The sequence below is a fragment of the Chryseobacterium sp. GW823-FHT05E08 genome (assembly GCF_058795655.1).
The window spans coordinates 1,214,100-1,231,288 of sequence record NZ_JBXAHY010000001.1 but is presented as its reverse complement, the minus strand read 5'-3'; the positions used below and the strand labels follow the sequence as shown (position 1 = coordinate 1,231,288).

At 33.8% G+C, this 17,189-nt stretch carries 12 protein-coding genes; 5 read left to right on the top strand and 7 right to left on the bottom strand.

Annotation, left to right across the window (positions count from 1 at the left end; genetic code table 11):
• Window positions 1-27 precede the first annotated feature (27 nt).
• From AC1Q7L_RS05640 to AC1Q7L_RS05610, 7 genes are all read right to left on the bottom strand, one after another.
• Window positions 28-984, bottom strand: a complete 957-nt coding sequence (locus tag AC1Q7L_RS05640) for a polysaccharide deacetylase family protein (RefSeq protein WP_492306760.1) — start codon at window positions 982-984, stop codon at window positions 28-30.
• Between the two features lie 67 nt (window positions 985-1,051).
• Window positions 1,052-1,531 carry a nuclear transport factor 2 family protein gene (locus tag AC1Q7L_RS05635; protein ID WP_492306759.1) on the bottom strand — a complete coding sequence of 160 codons (480 nt, stop codon included), beginning with the start codon at window positions 1,529-1,531 and terminating at the stop codon, window positions 1,052-1,054.
• Window positions 1,532-1,570: 39 nt separating this feature from the next.
• Complete coding sequence (locus AC1Q7L_RS05630) at window positions 1,571-2,944, bottom strand: alginate export family protein (RefSeq protein ID WP_492306758.1); 1,374 nt, start codon at window positions 2,942-2,944, stop codon at window positions 1,571-1,573.
• 248 nt (window positions 2,945-3,192) lie between these two features.
• Window positions 3,193-4,200, bottom strand: coding sequence for an MBL fold metallo-hydrolase (locus tag AC1Q7L_RS05625; RefSeq protein ID WP_492306757.1), 1,008 nt, complete (start codon window positions 4,198-4,200; stop codon window positions 3,193-3,195).
• Between the two features lie 460 nt (window positions 4,201-4,660).
• On the bottom strand, window positions 4,661-6,424 hold the full coding sequence (locus AC1Q7L_RS05620) for an amidohydrolase (protein ID WP_492306756.1): 1,764 nt from the start codon (window positions 6,422-6,424) through the stop codon (window positions 4,661-4,663).
• Window positions 6,425-6,699: 275 nt separating this feature from the next.
• Window positions 6,700-7,698, bottom strand: a complete 999-nt coding sequence (locus tag AC1Q7L_RS05615; RefSeq protein ID WP_492306755.1) for an alpha/beta fold hydrolase — start codon at window positions 7,696-7,698, stop codon at window positions 6,700-6,702.
• 34 nt (window positions 7,699-7,732) lie between these two features.
• The gene (locus tag AC1Q7L_RS05610) at window positions 7,733-8,521 is read right to left on the bottom strand and encodes an alpha/beta hydrolase (protein ID WP_492306754.1); all 789 of its coding nucleotides are present in this window, start codon (window positions 8,519-8,521) and stop codon (window positions 7,733-7,735) included.
• Between the two features lie 235 nt (window positions 8,522-8,756).
• Between AC1Q7L_RS05610 and AC1Q7L_RS05605 the strand changes: the two genes are divergently transcribed.
• From AC1Q7L_RS05605 to AC1Q7L_RS05585, 5 genes are all read left to right on the top strand, one after another.
• Complete coding sequence (locus tag AC1Q7L_RS05605) at window positions 8,757-11,009, top strand: tetratricopeptide repeat-containing sensor histidine kinase (protein WP_492306753.1); 2,253 nt, start codon at window positions 8,757-8,759, stop codon at window positions 11,007-11,009.
• 4 nt (window positions 11,010-11,013) lie between these two features.
• A complete protein-coding gene (locus tag AC1Q7L_RS05600; protein ID WP_492306752.1) occupies window positions 11,014-12,945 on the top strand; it encodes a sigma-54 dependent transcriptional regulator in 1,932 nt (643 codons plus the stop codon).
• Between the two features lie 510 nt (window positions 12,946-13,455).
• Window positions 13,456-14,208: an SDR family oxidoreductase gene (locus AC1Q7L_RS05595; RefSeq protein WP_492306751.1), complete on the top strand. Its 753-nt coding sequence runs from the start codon at window positions 13,456-13,458 to the stop codon at window positions 14,206-14,208.
• Between the two features lie 75 nt (window positions 14,209-14,283).
• Window positions 14,284-14,865, top strand: a complete 582-nt coding sequence (locus AC1Q7L_RS05590) for a TetR/AcrR family transcriptional regulator (RefSeq protein WP_492306750.1) — start codon at window positions 14,284-14,286, stop codon at window positions 14,863-14,865.
• Window positions 14,866-15,204: 339 nt separating this feature from the next.
• On the top strand, window positions 15,205-15,945 hold the full coding sequence (locus AC1Q7L_RS05585) for a hypothetical protein (protein ID WP_492306749.1): 741 nt from the start codon (window positions 15,205-15,207) through the stop codon (window positions 15,943-15,945).
• Window positions 15,946-17,189 lie beyond the last annotated feature (1,244 nt).

Sequence of the window (17,189 nt, the reverse complement as noted above, 5' to 3'; positions counted from 1 at the left end):
TTTGATTGAGTTACATTTCAACGATATTTATTCCCTAATGATGGTTTTATCGTGTAATGCCATTTCTGCAATTTCATCTTTGCGTTTAAAAGAAACTCCTTTATGCTCCTGAATATATTTTATTAAATCTGCCGTAATTTTTACCATTTGAGGTGTACCGCCAATACGATCATGAAAACTGATTGATAGTTGTCTTCTTTTGTTTGCACTTTCTTTGTATAATTGATCAAATTCTGCTTTTACCTGATTGATAAACTGATCTATAGAAAAATTTTTACCTTCTATTAAAACAATATCATTACATCGAATAGTATAAGGTACAACCACAAAATCTTTATTGTTTACCTTGATAATGAACGGCTCATCACGACTGAGATCATCAATATGATATTTAAAACCAAGCTCCTGCAAAATTTTTAAAGTATTTTCACCTCTTCGAAGCCAGTTTGCATTGTATCCGACAGGAGTAAAACCTGTTGTCTTTTTGATAGCATCAACACCATCTTTTATAAATTTCTTCTCGTCTTCGTATGATAAATTGTACTGTGAATTCCAGCTCATTCCGTGAGCAGCGGCTTCATGACCTCTGTCAACAATTTCCTTTGCCAGAGCCGGATTTTTCAATACCGCAGTTCCTACCATATGAGATGTTACTTTAATTCCAAGTTGATCCCAATTATCAAGCATCCGCGGAATTCCTTCTTTGTATCCGTATTCATACCAAGTGGAGGAGGGTAAATCTATATATCCTTTTTCCATATTTCGTGGAAACGGACTTTCCGCATTGTCGGGCTGACCACCGGCTTCAAATTGCATGGAAACAGAAACAATCAAACGGGAACCATCTGCCCATTTGGAGTTTTCTACTTTTGTTTCAGGATTCTGATTTATCTGTACAGGCGCTGCAAATGTAGTGACTGGATCTACAAGTCCTGCAACCCCAATCAAACTGCTTTTCTTGATGAAATCTCTTCGATTGCTCATATTGATTAATTTTTTTGAGTTAAGGTTATTGATTTAATGGATTGAAACAAAGCGGGAGCAAATAAATTTATTGAAATGCTTTTTCGATAATCAAAGTTTCTTCGTACATCGCAAACTGACTGATAAGTTGATCTTTAATCGTCATATGCATGGCAAATGGCATTTTAAAATGCTTTCCGGTTTTCTTTACCGTTCTTTCAACAAACCCGAAAACGGCCACTTCATTTCCTCTCAATAAAAAAGATTGGGCTTCAAACTTATCAGATCCTTCAACAAAATAAGTAAAGAGGGTTTTGAAAAGTTCCGCAACTTCGGCTCTCTTGGTACGATGGCCTGTCCACGGCATATATTTAGATTCGAAGATATACCAGTCTACTTTTTCCGAGATTATGGAAGATATTTTTTCCGGATCTTTTGATCCTACATATTCAAAAAACTTTTCTGCAGTTTGTTTGGTTTTGATTTCCTCATCGGAATAATTTTGTGCCTGTATTTGTGCAGAAAAACCAAGAAATAGTATGATTATAATTAATTGTATCGTTTTCATGACTGTTGGGTTTTTAGTTTTGATTATTTTATTGAATCTTTAAAAACGAATCTGCGTCGTAATTCCCGTAAAGAATATATTTTTTCCCATTCCAGAAGCTTCGATATAATCTTTAGCCTGAAACCAGGTTGCTTCCAATCTGAAATAAAGAAATGGATTCGGTTCCCAGACAATTTCCGTCTCCAGCTGATTCCCGATTTTCTTTTTGGTGGTGGTATTTCCGGGATAAATTAGAGACGTGTTCGGTGCATAAATTCCGTCATTTCCGCTGTATCTCCAAAACATGTCGTAATCGATGATCCAGTCGATGTTTTTAGTGATTTCAAAGCTGATAGAAGGATGAATATCAATAAGATTGGAAGGCCCAATTACAGAAGCTAGTCCAAAATAAGCACCTCTCGGAAACAACGGATTGAAGGTCTGTAATTTCGAATCACCCTTGGTTTTGTCTCCGCTTATTAATTCAGTTTTAAAACCTATTTCAGGATGAAATTTTATTGAATTAAAACGATATCCTCCATTAATGGAAGCTGTCCATGCGTTGATGTTTTTGTCTGCAACATCACCGAACTGATAAACCGCTTCTCCGTCGTAGCGCCAGTTTCCGGATTTACCCCAAATTCTCGTTCCTAATGAATGGCGGATTTCCTTTCCCGTTGCATCATCGAAATTGGCTTTGGCTCTTTTATATCCTAAATAATAAACATCAATATTTTTAATCAATGGAACTTTATTAAATACAAAATAACTACCCCAAAACTGTCGATCCTGATTAGATTTATCATCGAAAATACCGTCTCGCGCAACTACATAATGCGTGAAAAAGAAATCTGCCGACATATTTTCTTTTCCGGTCATTAATTTCAAACCATCAAAAGATTGTCTGTTATTGGGGCCATCCCGTAACGCAACCAAACGCTGAGATCCGTACGAAAGCTCCTGTCTTCCGGCTCTCAGAATTAATTTTTTACTTTTTTCATTGATAAAATTAAAATCTGCAAAAGCCTGATGAACTTCAAGCGGATTCGCATCTACAGGACTCGGGTCGATTCTTCCGCCAACCACACTGCTTTGCAGCTGAACAAACGCCCTGAAATATTTTCCAACATGCAGATCGGAATGAAATAAATATCTCGATAAAACATAACCGTCTTTATCCTGATCTCCATCGCCCCAATTTTCATTTTTAGCATAGAAATATTGAAATCTTATATCGCCACCGAAACTTAAATACGTATTTTTTGAAGCATTTAATGGCAAAAATTTCATCTTTTTATACCAATTATCTTTGATGGTATCATTTTTCAGAAAACTGTAATCTTCATCCTGCCGGGTCGATTTTAAGTTCGGAAATTCCTGCGCAAAACCTGAAAAAGGAATCAATAAAGCTAATGTTAGAATTATATTTTTCATGATTGAATTTTTAAAGATTAGCCATTTTTTATTTTAAACTTAATTTGAATGTAACCGCAAAAGAGACAAAAGATATTCGGGATAAACAGCTTAGATAATCAAAGCTTCCCAAAGAATAAAAATCTTTGATTTTTAAAAGCTTATGTGTTCTTATTAAAGAGATTCTATAATAAACTTTAATAAAAAAATCCAAATCTTTTGTAACTTTTGCGGTTAAATAAAAAGTTTAAACATTTATGATTAAAATATTATTTAACACCATTTTCCTTGATGTCTTTGTACGCATTCGGAATATTGAAATTAAAATGCAGCCAATTGAAAAGTTCGTATCCTTTATCAAATTCTTTCATCGTGACAGATGTTTTTGTCTGTTCTAAAGTCAGCCCTTTTTTTACGGCATTTTCTACATTGGTCTGTAAAGCTGCTACGTAATCAATCGTATATTTAATTCCTGCTTTGTTGGTAATTCTGCCGTGTCCGGGAACTACAATATCTTTATCAGAAATCATATTATAGATTTTGTTGAGGTTTTTAACAGGTTCTAAAAAATAACCGTCAAACAACCATGGAATAGCCGGACTCTCTGCAATAAAAGGATTTCCTGCCCACAAGACATTTCCCGACGAAGATTTTAGATAGACAAAAAGATCGGCTGGAGACTGTGCGGTTCCAACATTAATGATTTCAACAATATTTCCTTTTCCCATATCGATTTTCATCGTTTGATTTACTGCAATCGTAACATCTGCAGGACGATACACACTTTCTTCAATACCGCGATTGCTCCCGAACAGCCCAATCATGAATTTTTTAATATTGTCATAATTTTTAGCCAAATTTTCTTTACAGAATTCATTTTGAATGATAATCGTCTCTTTTGGAAGCAAATAATTTCCAAAACAGTGATCGCCGTGATCACTTGTATTTATGGCATAAACGATTGGCTTAGTTGTCACAGATCGTATCAATTTATAAAGCTGATCATACAATCCTTTGCTCAACATCGTTTCGATCAGCAAAACGCCTTTATCACCAACAATAAATCCTGCTGAAGTAGCCTGTGGAATACCTTTTGTCGTTTCAGTTTCAGTTGTATTCGGTGAAACTGCGTACACATTTTCTGAGATTTTATGCAGTTTTAAAGTCACTTTATTAGCATCCCAAATCGGAACATGATCGGGCATTGCAAACTGTGCATTCGCTATATTGCCGAAAAAGAGCAATATTAATATTGAAATTATATTTTGAGTTTTCATAAGGGATTTTTTTTGAGTTTTTTCAGATTTTATATTCTTTATTGAAGATCATTAAAACGATCATATCTTGACGTTCCGAACCCCAAAATATACGTTCTGAAATCATCCGGATACGTTAATTATAGGTTCCGATACGTTATATATCCTGTCCGATGAGGTTTATTAAAGATCGGACGAGGTTTCGTACCTGTTCTGTGAGGTTATTTATATGTTCTAACAAGTGTGAAACCTATCCGTCTACGTATAAAGCTCCTAGCAATGGTTAAAAGACCTCGTCGAACCATTTAGAAACCTATACAGAGGAGTTTTCAACCTGCTTGGATAATTAAAAGACTCCAAATTACTATTCCGAAACCTATACAGATTAATATCATACCCTCTCCGGATCATTAAAAGACCTCGTTTAAAGGACTTCAAAACGTCTTTATTGGGATACAATATTGGCATTTTGGCTTAATAATTACTTAGAATATCCACCAAAATATTTCACAGGCGACCATTCCGGAATTACAGGATCAATTGGAGGATCTAGTGATTTAAAATCTCTCGCACCATAAACAATTTTTCCATTGACAATCGTTAAATCTGATTCTATATTTCTGACCTTATCATTTGAAATATTGAAATAATCCTCAGATAAAATCGAGAAATCGGCATACATTCCTTTGATTAATTTTCCTTTGTCTTTCTCTTCACCGGAAAACCAAGCGCTTCCGGAAGTGTACAATTGAAGGGCAGTAAACTTATCCAAAACCTGATCTTTTGGCCAGAACTGCATTCCGCCTAATGTTTTTCCTGTAATCAGCCAATGCATTGCCATCCAAGGATTGTAAGTAGAAATTCGGGTTGCATCGGTTCCCATCCCAACTGGGATTCCCATTTCCATCATTTTTTTGATAGGAGGGAGTTGAGTTTTTGGAGCTCCGTACATTTTTTCATACAGTTCTCCCTGAAAATACATTCTGAATTGTACAGCGATTCCGCCATTAAGTTTTTTAACTCTTTCTAATTCTTGAGGGGTAATAGTTTCAGCATGATCAAAAAACCATCTTAGACCATTAAATGGAATGTCTTTATTCACTTTTTCAAAAACATTCAGCATTCGGTCGATCGATTCGCCGTAAGTCGCATGAAGACGAAACGGCCATCTGTTTTTAACCAAGAGTCTAATGATTGGCTCTAAATCTTGCTCCATTTCATCTGAAAGAACAATTCTAGGCTCTAAAAAGTTTTCAAAATCCGCTGCCGAAGCTACAATATTTTCTCCTGCACCTTCTTCGGTATAGCCATTGGCAACCAAAAGATTGTCATTTTTATTGATTACCGTTTCGGCAACCCATTTTTCATAATCCTGAAGTTCTTTTCCTTTCTGTTGCGCGAACAAATAATAGGAAATCCTAAGATTCAACTTGCCCTGTTTCGCCAATTCCATCGAAGTTGCATAATCTGCAGGGAAATTTTGTGAACCTCCCGCAGCATCAATAACGGAGGTCAAACCAAATCGGTTCAGTTCTCTGTTAAATTGAAGAGAACTGTTAATTCTTTCCTCAGGAGCTAATTTTGTTGTTAATCCTAACGTTGTATAAATGGCTTTCGGAGTTTCTTTGGCGAACATTAATCCTGTTAAGTTTCCGTTTTTATCCTGTTCCAGAACACTTCCTTCGTAATGAGTGTCTTTCGTATAACCCAGAACTTCGATTCCTTTTTTGTTTAAAAATGCTTTGCCATATAAATAGGTTATGAAGACTGGTTTGTCTGGAACTGCGGCATTTATCTCGTCAATTGTGGGTTGTCTTTTTTCCTCAAATCCGAATTCATTCCAGCCGCCGATTACTTTAATCCAAACTCCTTTCGGGGTTCTGGCAGCCTGTTCTTTCAGCATTTCCATAGCTCTTTTTAGAGTTTTTACACCGTCCCAACGTAGTTCAGAATTGTAATTTAAGCCTTCACGGATCACATGAATATGACTGTCATTTAAGCCCGGAACAACCGTTTTTCCTTTAGCATCAATGGTTTTAGTTGATGTCGTTTTATAAGTGTCTAAAATGCTTTTTGAAGTTCCTGTTGCGAGAATAATTCCGTCTTTTGTTGCAATGGCCTGAACAAATTCACCTGATTTCTGCATGGTTGCAATTTTTCCGTTATAAACAATCAGGTCTGCTTTTTCCTGAGACTGTATCAACAGACCAAAGAAAAATAATGGGAGTAAAAGTATTCGTTTCATTTTTTTAGATTTAATTGGTCTTTTAAATTTTTATTGAAGAGAAATTTGTTGAAAATTGAATAATTTTTTACCACAAAAGAATCAAAAGATATTATTGATTTATAGAGTTCAATTATTGAGTAAGCAAAAGTTTTGCAAAGAATAAAAATCAGAGATTTTTAAAAACTTATGTGTTCTTTTGAGCAGTTTTATAATCAGCTTAAAATAACTTAAGTGTCAATATTTTGTTTCTTTTGTGGTAAAAATAAAAGTTTAAAAAATTTTTTATGTGATATTTATTTCGCAAGAAAAAATGCCAATAAATCTTTCTGAACCTGAGCTGTATTTTCCTGAACTAACCAATGTCCCGCACCTGCAATTTTAGATTCTGTAACATTTTCAGCTACTAATAGGGAATGATCTTTTAGGAAGGCCGCTGCAAAATATTCACCGCCCATTGCCAGTAAAGGCATTTTTAGTTTTGTTTTTGCAAATTCCAAATTGTCTTTTCCGTCCTGAGGGAAATTTCCAAACCATTTAAAAGTTGATTTTGCGCCATCTTTAACAGCATAAGCTCTTACGAATTCAGCAGTTTCATCTGCTGTAAAAGGATCTTTTACGTGTCCAACCATTGGCCAAAAATTAGTTAAAAACTCTTTTTCTCTTCCTTTAACAATATCTCCTGAAGCTGGCCATGCAAAAAATCCGAACCACCAAGCTGAAGCCGAAACTTGTGACCAAACTGGCTCTATTCCGGGAAGTAAAGCATCCATTAACGCTATTTTTTTTACTTCGTTTCCGTATTGTGCAGCGTAAGCGTAGGCGACCATCAGTCCTATATCGTGTCCGGCAAGATTGATATTATTATAACCCAGTTTTTTTACCAGTTCATGAATGTCTTTTGCCATTGTTTTTTTATCATAACCACCTTCTGGCTTGTCAGATTCGCCAACACCTCTTAAATCGGGTGCGATAACGGTGAAATGTTTTGAAAGTTCAGGAAGAAGACGGTTCCACATGTACCAGTTTTGTCCAAAACCGTGAATCAAAACAAGCGGATCTCCTTTTCCTCCAATTACATAATGAATTTTTACACCATTTACTAAAGCGGTTTGATGTTTAAAATTAGCAGGCGGATTTGCCGGTTTTGGGTCATCGATACCAACTGTTTGAGATGTTTCAGATTTTGAAGGCGCTTCTTTTTTATTAAAGGAGGTCAGCAGTAAAAAGATAACCGGTAGTAGGCTTAAAAGAAACATTCTGTTTCTTTGTCCAATTTTGTAGATTGTTTTCATAGTATTTGATTTTAAAAATTGTTAATAATTTTATTTAATTTTTCTGTTTTTGTATCCATTCTAAAATATAAACTGCGATTTCCTGCCAGCCGGGTTGTCCTAAAACAAAATGATTTCTGCCGGGAAAAACTTTATAATCGGTAACCGAATCTTTATCGGTGTATTTTTTATAGTTATCATGATTCAATTGATGCGGAATGGTATGATCATTATCACCAGCAATGAATAGTATTGGATGATGTGGCGCATTAAAATCGACTTTTGCGACTGAGGTTATTGTATCTCGAACAACAAGCTTAGATTCCGGAATTGCCAATTGTTGATAACCTTTTTCCTGCCATTCAAGAGGAAGACCGTTTGCAAATGCATATTGCCACTGTGAAAAACTCATGAAAAAAGTTTTTTTTGTAGAGGTAAAAAATCCGAGCGGTCCCCAACCTGCTTTTAAAAAAGAAAACTTAAAAGTCATAATACCTTGCGGAGGAACTGAATGAATCGCAACAGTAGCAGAAGCCAATCCTTTTTGATTTAAAATCTGGGCAATTAAACCGCCGATTGAATGACCAATAATAATAGGTTTTTCATTAAGTGATTTTGCAATTTTTTCATAATGTTCAATGAGTTGAGTTAATCGGATAGAAGCTACCTCCGGATCCGGATGACGTTTTCTGAGAACTTCGGGCGAAGCGTCTTTAAAAGGCCAGGCCGGAGCGATGGTTTTATATCCTTTACTTTCATAAAAATCTTTCCATTCGTTCCAGGATTCATTACTGACGAATGCTCCTGTTATAAAAAGGATCGTTTTTCGATTATCTGTTTGCATATTTGAGTGATTTGGTTGTTATGCTTTAAAAACAGACAAAAATCGGGCGCGTTTTATAATTTTTTGATAATCAAATATTTAACATGAAAACGAAAATTTTCATCCAACTATATTTCGTCGTAAAACGAAAAAAAGTAGTGTATTTTCGTTTTATAAAAAATGTGATTTTTTTCTGATTAACAGATACGTTGCAGGTGATTAAGTCGTAAATTAGTCTAATATTTCTACCTTAAATATGGTACCTCAAAAACTAATACTGCGATACTTATTTTTACACAGGTTTATCCTTACGTGTGCTTTCGTTTTAGCTCCGTTATTTATAGGTGCGCAAAGTAGTTTTAATAATAATGAAGAGGTTCTTCGAGCAGAACAACGCTTGAAATTAAAAGAAGATGATAAAGAAAAAGTCGATTTACTGTTGGCTTTAAGCAATTATTATTACGAAAGAGATAAATACAATATCGAGCCCGTTGCAAAATCGATAACTTACACAAAACAAGCTTTTACGATCAGCAAAATGCTCAAGTATAGAAAGGGCTTGGGTGCTTCTTACCTCATGCTTTCTATGCTGGAGCAGCATGATAATCATTTCGATAAAAGTTATTCACATGCATCTGCGGCGATAAATATTCTGAGTAACAGTAATGAATATAATTTACTCGGAGAATCTTGGGTGATGATCTGGTCTAGTAAAACGCTGATGGGAATGAGTTATGAGGATCGTATTTTTTATCTTCAAAAAGCGGGTACGTATTTCGCAAAAGCCAACAACAAAAAACGTTTGGGAGACTGTTATAAAGAAACGGGCGATATTTATCTTTTAATTGGAAATGGAAAGGAAGCACTGAACTGTCTAAAGAAAGCGCTAACCTTATATCAGCAAAGTCATTATAAAAAGCTAGACAACATTTATGATCTCATGGGCGCGGCCTACATATTTTTAGGAGATTATAAAGAAGGATTAAAGTATGGTTTTCTGGCTCTGAATACCGCCGAAAAATTAGGTGAGAAAAAATCGTTTCTATATGTAATTTATAATAGAATTGGTTTGGCTTACGAAGAAATGAACGATTATAGTAACGCGTTACAGTATTACGAGAAATCATTAAAAGTTGCTCAGGATTTCAACAGTATTGAAGATATCAGAGCGATTGTCGGCAATATTTCCCGCACTTTGCTTAAAACCGGACAGTATAATAAGGCGTTAACATTAATTACAGACATAAAGAAGCAATATCCAAAAATCGGAACTACAAATTCCTTTAAACTCGATTGTATATTAATCAGAATATATGTTCACAAAAAGCAGTATGAAAAAGCGTTGCCATATCAGGCGAAAATAATTTCCAATATTGAAGAAGTTCAGGATTATGATGTCTTAGTGTTGGTTTACACTACTTTAATTGACTTAAATTTAGCTTTAAAAGACTACGAAAAGGCAATTTATTACAATAAATTACACCTCAATGTCTGCAAAAAGCTCAATAAAGACAGTTATTATGCTGATTATAATCTTTGGGAATATAAAATTGATTCAGCGAAAGGAAGATTAGAGCCTGCATTGATGCATTACAAAGAATATGTGAGGTTTAGAAAGAGATATTTTGATGAAAAAAAATCAAATGAAATTAATAAGCTGAACATATTATATGAAACTGAAAAAAAAGACAAGTACATCACCAATCTAAAAAGTGAATCTATCCTACAAAATAGTAACCTCGAGAAAGCATCTTTGATCCGAAATATCATGTTTGGAGGTTTTGTTATTCTTTTGGCTTTTATTTATTTTCTGTACAGGGCTTATCAATCAAAACAAAAAAATAATCTTATTCTTAAAGAACAGCAAGATCAGATCAGACAAAGTAATATTTCATTAAAAAATGCAATTACTGAAAAAGAGTGGTTGCTTCGGGAAATCCATCACAGGGTAAAAAATAATCTGCACATGGTAGTCGGATTATTGGCAAGCCAAAACGAATATTTGCAGGGCAATGAAGCGATTGATGCTAATTTAGAAAGTCAGAGAAGGGTAGAATCGATGTCGATGATTCATGATAAATTGTATCAGTCCGAAAATCTTTCGATGATTGATATGCCATCGTATATTTTAGATCTTACCTATTATTTATCTGATTCATTTGATGTTAGAAAGCAAATCCGATTTTCACTTGATATTGAAAAGGTAGATTTTCCGCTGTCACATTCTGTTCCGATAGGTTTAATTTTAAATGAAGCGGTAACCAATTCCATAAAATATGCTTTTCCTGAAAACAGGCAGGGTGTTGTAACCATCATTTTGAAACAGGAAAATGAGAAATTTCACCTGACGATCTGGGATGATGGGATAGGAATTCCCGAAACAATTAGTCCTGAAAACAGCAAATCTTTAGGATTAAAACTAATGAAAGGACTGAGCGAAGATATTTTGGCTGATTTTAAAATCTGCAATGAATCAGGAACAAAAATCGAACTAATTTTTACAATTTAAAGAAATGGACACAAGCACAAAAATCCTAATTGTTGAAGATAATTTTGTAGAAGCCAATCATTTAAGATTGATGCTGAAAAACGCTGGTTATCCGATTTTGGGAATTGCACGAAGTGTAAACGACGCAAAAGAAAACATTCTAAAAGAAAGACCGGGTCTTGTGCTCTTGGATATTTTCCTGATGGGAAAAGAAACGGGTCTTGATCTGGCTAAATTTTTAAAAGAAGAAAATATTGGTTTCATTTATTTGTCGGCCAATTCGAGTGAAGATATTCTAAGTGAGGCAAAAGCTTCTCATCCGTATGGTTTTTTGGTAAAACCATTTCGTGAAAAAGATCTTTTGATCATGATGCAGATTGCAGGATATCATCAAAAATATAACATCGAATCTTCTGTAAGAAAAGAACAGCTTTTTCAGAGACAGCTTAAAAATCTAGTTTCGAATTTTGGAACTTGGGATGAATATTTATATCAAATGTGTACGGCCTTACAGCCAATTATCCCGTTTGATTTGATGATTTCTACCTATATTACGGATGAAGGGATTGACAATATAATTTTCGGATTTTTGAGAACAGGTTTTAATGAATATCAAAAAATTACTTTGAACGGATTCCAAGAATTAACTGAATTAAAACTTCATGAATTAGAAACGATTTTAAAAAACACAATCACCGAAGATAACATCTGCATGTACAATGGTAAAGATTTTCAAAAGAAAATAGCGGAACCTACATTACATAAAATTACGGCAAACTATCTTGGAATGAAATCTAATCTTAGCTTGCCAATTCCTTTATCAATCAGTAAAAAAGGGAAATTTATTTTTTCATTTTACAGTAAAAATCCATTAGTTTTTGACGAAAAACATCTGGAAATTTGTAAAAGATTGCAGGATAATTTTATCTACAATGTAGAAAATATAATTGCCAGACAAAATGATAATGTAAAGGATATTGTAACTTTAAATTCATCAGGAAATGGTTTTGAAGGAATTATTGGTAAAAGTCCCTTACTTCTTAGCGTTTTTGATTTTATAAGTCAGGTCGCACCTACTGATACGACCGTATTAATAACAGGAGAAAGTGGTACAGGTAAGGAAAAAATAGCCAATGCAATTCATAATTTGTCTTCAAGAAAAGATCAGCCTTTAATTAAAATAAATTGCGCATCATTACCTGCAAGTTTAATTGAAACAGAACTTTTTGGACACGAAAAAGGTTCTTTCACGGGAGCAATTAACCAACATATCGGGAAATTTGAACAGGCACACAACGGAACTTTATTTCTGGATGAGATAGGAGAAATCCCTTTAGAAATTCAGGTGAAATTATTACGCGTTTTGCAAGAAAAGGAGATAGAACGTATCGGAAGCCACAAATCTATAAAAGTTGATATCCGAATTATCGCAGCAACGAACCGTAATCTCGAAAAAGAAGTTGCCGAAGGAAAATTTCGCCTTGATTTATACTACAGATTATGTGTTTTCCCACTGGAATTGCCTGCATTAAGGGATCGTAAGGAAGATATCGGCATTTTGGCTCAGCATTTCATCAAAAAATATTGTGAAAAATTAAAAAAGAATGAACTGAATTTATCCGCGGATTCAATAAAAAGTCTGCTCACCTATAACTGGCCGGGAAATATCCGTGAACTGGAAAATCTTATAGAGCGAAGTGTCATTTTAACGAAAGGAGATAGTATCAATATAATTCCGTTACCTGTAGCCATTAATATAAAAAATAATGATAAAGACGAAGATCTTTTGCAAGACAAAACCATTGAAGAGAACGAAAGAATCCATATTCTCAATATCCTGAATAAATGCGGTGGCAGAATAAGAGGTGAGGATGGTGCTGCCAAAATTCTTGGAGTTCCCCCTACAACGCTTGCTTCCAAAATGCTGAAATTGGGCATTAAACGAAATCATTATTAAAAGTATCTGCACTTTTATTTTTCTTATTTGAAGGTATTTTACTGTTTCGAATGGCACCGGATTATTTTTAAGGAGCTATTTCCTGCTCTCCGCACTCGCCATTTTTTGTATTAGGTTTCGACGCGGTGGCTTTGCCACCGCGTCGAAACCTAATACAAAAAATGAGCTCAAACAAATGCTGCGATCAGGGCTAGGAATTTGCGATTGTTATAGAAAATAAACCTCACAGGTTTTTAAAACTTGTGAGGTTTAGACCCGCAATATTTGTCATTCTGAAAGAATCCAAGCACGAGCTTTTCCAAGCAGCCTTCTAATACTATATTTAGATCCTTTCAGGATGACAAACATACCCGAAAAAATATTCTTTTAAAAACAGTTTTTTTGATTCAAATAAAAGGCGAAATAAAATTTAACAAAAATTTAACATTGTAAATAACGGAACGATCGTTCCGTTATCATATCTTTGTCCTATCAAAATTTAATAATTAATAATTCAAAACAATTTAAGAAATGAAAAATTTAGAAAACAAAGTAGCTATCGTAACAGGAGGAAATAGCGGAATCGGATTAGCAACAGCAGCAGAATTATCAGCTAAGGGGGCAAAAGTAATTATAACTGGAAGAAACCAAGAATCTCTAAAACAAGCTGAAACAGAATTAAATGTAACCGGAATCAGAGCCGATCAAACAGATTTAAAATCAATCGACAGTTTAGTTGAACAAGTTTCTTCTCAATTTGGAAAAGTTGATATTGTATTTTTAAACGCCGGAATCGCTGCTTTTGCACCTGTAGATTCAGCATCAGAAGAACATTACGACAGCATCATGAATGCAAACGTGAAAGGAGTTTACTTTACTGTTCAAAAATTATTGCCTATCCTGAATGATGGAGCTTCAATTATCTTTAATACTTCAATCAATGCACATGTTGGTATGCCTAACTCAAGTGTTTACGCCGCAAGCAAAGCAGCAGTACTATCTTTAAACCGTGTTTTCGCTACAGAATTAGCGCCAAGAAAAATCAGAGTAAATGCAGTATCTCCTGGTCCTGTTGAAACTCCGCTTTATGGTAAATTAGGATTAGCAAAAGAAGAAGTTGAAGGTTTTGGAGCAGTTTTAGGAGAGAAAATTTTATTGAAACGTTTCGGACAGGCTAGTGAAATTGCAAAAACAGTGAGTTTCCTTGCTTCAGATGATGCATCATTTATTACAGGAACAGAAATCGTTGTTGATGGTGGGTTGACTGTAAATCCAGTAGTCTAAAAATTTTTTCTAAAATTTCGGAATGAATGTTCCGTTATTTTATTATCTTTGTAAAGAAATATAATTTTGAAGATCATGGCAAGAACAAAAGAATTTAATGAAGATAAAGCTTTAGACAAAGCAATCGAGATTTTCTGGCATAAAGGTTATAATGGAACTTCCGCGCAGGATTTGGTAACACATCTTGGTTTAAGTCGTTCGAGTTTGTACGATACTTTTGGAGATAAGCAGAAACTATTTGTACAATCTTTAAAGAAGTACCAAAAACAATCCCAGGATCAGATTATAGATCTTTTTGAAACGTCTGAAAATATAAAAGAAACCCTGCAAGATATTTTTAAACAGGCAATTATTGAAAGTTTAGAAGATAGAATCACAAAAGGATGTTTTATGGTCAATTCTTCGGTTGAACTTGCTATGCACGACCAAGAAATTGCGAAAATTGTACAAAACAACGCCAAAACCATGGAAGAAATTTTTACAAATGCAGTTCAAAAAGGTCAGGATTTAGGACATATTTCTAAAAAAATGGACGCCAAAGTTTTAGCAAGATTTATCTTTAATAATTATTCCGGAATCAGGGTTTTAGCCCGAACCGGAGAAAAAGATAAACAAGTTTATGATGATATCGTGAAAGCTATATTATCGATACTTTAAAATAAAGATAATTAACAAAAATCTTCAATTACATTGTAGTTGAGAAAATAACAAAAGCCTTTAAATATTACTATTTGAAGGCTTTTTTTGTTGAAATATATTAAAAACATGCATTGATTTTCATGAAAAAGATAAGTCGGCGAATAGTAAAATAGGATAGACAAAAAGTTAAGAACAAAATATGTCCAATACGAAATTAGCAGTATTATATAGATAAATATCTACGTGTTTATCGATATATTTCGATGTGTGTTTTAAGTTATTTTAAATCAAAATATCGGTACTTTGCGACGTAAAAAATTAATTAAAATTGCTTTTTTACATTAAAATATACTAAAAATGAAAAAAATATTTTTTTTACTGATCCTTTCAATATATTCTATAACTTATGCTCAAGTGGGAATTGGAACATCGACCCCTCAAAAAAGTCTTCATGTGAATGGTGCGTTACAAATTACAAATGAACTTAGTGTTGGGGGTAATAGCAATACTGCAGGTTCGCCAGGCCTTATTGGTCAGGTCTTAAAATCAAATGGGCCAGGTGCTGCACCTTCATGGCAAACTTTAGCAGGTGTACCAACATCAACAGGGACGGTTATAGCTGTTAATGGACAGTTTTTAGTTGCACAGGAAATTACTGTGCAAATGACTGCTGACTTTACAGCCGTTGGCTCTCCCGGAGCTACGGTAGCTAATCCCATTGGTAATCTCAATAATGAAATTATTGATAATGAAAATCTTTATGCAGGAACGGCTACAACCAATTCTTTTAAAGTATCTGCTGACGGGGTTTATCAGATTAATATGAATGTGCAGATTTCTACCACCAATGGAACTTCCCCGGTTATTGGTATATGGAACAATACTACGGGATTATGGGTAGCAAGGGTAAATGATGCTTATGTAGCGCCTACAGCCGGATTACAAACATATACTTTAATTACCTCAATTCCGATGTTGGCAGCAAGTACCTATTCGTTTAGAGCTATAAATACGCAAGATTACACACTTAAATATTTAAGCACAGGTTCTACAGGTTCAGGTCCCGTTACGCAGGTATCTGTAAGACGATTGAAATAAGCCGATAAATAAATAGTAAATAAAACCAATTAATTTTTGCAGAAAATCGCGGTGATGTATTAAATATAGATTTAATCAGTATTTAAGGAGATAAATTCAAATCCTTCTTTTTGCAAGTTAAGAAACTAAATAAAATCAAAAGCCTTTAAATAGTAATATTTAAAGGCTTTTTATATTAAAAATATAATTAAAATTGTAAAATTTTAACTTGGAAAAAAGCAATTCGGTGAGTAGTAGAATATTATCATACCCACCGAATCAAATAATAAAAAACTTGTTTATCAATTATTCATATTAGCCAATCGGGTTAAATTTTTCCGCTAATATTTTTTTAACCATTTATAAAGTGTCGTTTTAGGTATTTTATATTCACTTATTATTTGTTGTTTAGATTTTTCATTAGTTCTTAATAGATCTAAAATGAAGTCTATAATTTCAACGGTGTAAATGTTTTTTCTAAATTCCGGCAGTTCAGTTTTCTGATTCTTTATTTCATTACAGGTAACAGAGGAGGGAGGGGAATATAATAGAAGGTGTTGTGAATAGATCCTAAAGAAATCATATTTTAATAATTTACTCCATTTTAGAAGTGTTTCTGAGTCCAGAGAAGTGCTATTATACATCTTTTCAAGATCTTCTTCATTGCATTGTAAAAAATTGATAATTCTTTCTACAGAAAAATCTGTTTCACGGACTCTTGTTTGTACTAATTTGCCGATATGAATATTCTTAAAAAGCATAGTTGAAAAATAAAAGATGATGAATAGTTATTTCATTATCAAGTAAATATGAAGTTTCAGATAACACGAAATTAATTTTAATTCTTCTTTTTGTCTCCTCATTTTATACAGGGCAGTATTACCCTGTATAACTAATTTTCGACTTATTTGTGTGTTTAGAATCTTCAAATTTTTTTACCCAATATTTATAAAATTTGACTCGGCAATATTACATCAGAAGACTAGGTTTTGCAAATTATCACGTATGACACGGATGTTACATGTTTGTAATATGTTGATAGGTAGTTTTTTAATCGTTATTGTGTTTGTTTATATGGATTTTAGCTTTTTGTTTTTTTACTAAGAATTTAAAAAACAGGAACGTTCAATTTTAGGTATTTATTTTAAGAAAATACAAAAAATAGGGCTTTACTTATATGTGACACAACCTCTTTGCTTTATTATTTATAGAAGAGAATAATCATTTATTGTTATTTGATTGAGAAAGAGTATTGTTTTTAGAGA

Coding starts and splice junctions, on each gene's coding strand:
- AC1Q7L_RS05640 (WP_492306760.1), bottom strand. CDS start 984: ATGAGCAATCGAAGAGATTTCATCAAGAAAAGCAGTTTGATTGGGGTT.
- AC1Q7L_RS05635 (WP_492306759.1), bottom strand. CDS start 1,531: ATGAAAACGATACAATTAATTATAATCATACTATTTCTTGGTTTTTCT.
- AC1Q7L_RS05630 (WP_492306758.1), bottom strand. CDS start 2,944: ATGAAAAATATAATTCTAACATTAGCTTTATTGATTCCTTTTTCAGGT.
- AC1Q7L_RS05625 (WP_492306757.1), bottom strand. CDS start 4,200: ATGAAAACTCAAAATATAATTTCAATATTAATATTGCTCTTTTTCGGC.
- AC1Q7L_RS05620 (WP_492306756.1), bottom strand. CDS start 6,424: ATGAAACGAATACTTTTACTCCCATTATTTTTCTTTGGTCTGTTGATA.
- AC1Q7L_RS05615 (WP_492306755.1), bottom strand. CDS start 7,698: ATGAAAACAATCTACAAAATTGGACAAAGAAACAGAATGTTTCTTTTA.
- AC1Q7L_RS05610 (WP_492306754.1), bottom strand. CDS start 8,521: ATGCAAACAGATAATCGAAAAACGATCCTTTTTATAACAGGAGCATTC.
- AC1Q7L_RS05605 (WP_492306753.1), top strand. CDS start 8,757: ATGGTACCTCAAAAACTAATACTGCGATACTTATTTTTACACAGGTTT.
- AC1Q7L_RS05600 (WP_492306752.1), top strand. CDS start 11,014: ATGGACACAAGCACAAAAATCCTAATTGTTGAAGATAATTTTGTAGAA.
- AC1Q7L_RS05595 (WP_492306751.1), top strand. CDS start 13,456: ATGAAAAATTTAGAAAACAAAGTAGCTATCGTAACAGGAGGAAATAGC.
- AC1Q7L_RS05590 (WP_492306750.1), top strand. CDS start 14,284: ATGGCAAGAACAAAAGAATTTAATGAAGATAAAGCTTTAGACAAAGCA.
- AC1Q7L_RS05585 (WP_492306749.1), top strand. CDS start 15,205: ATGAAAAAAATATTTTTTTTACTGATCCTTTCAATATATTCTATAACT.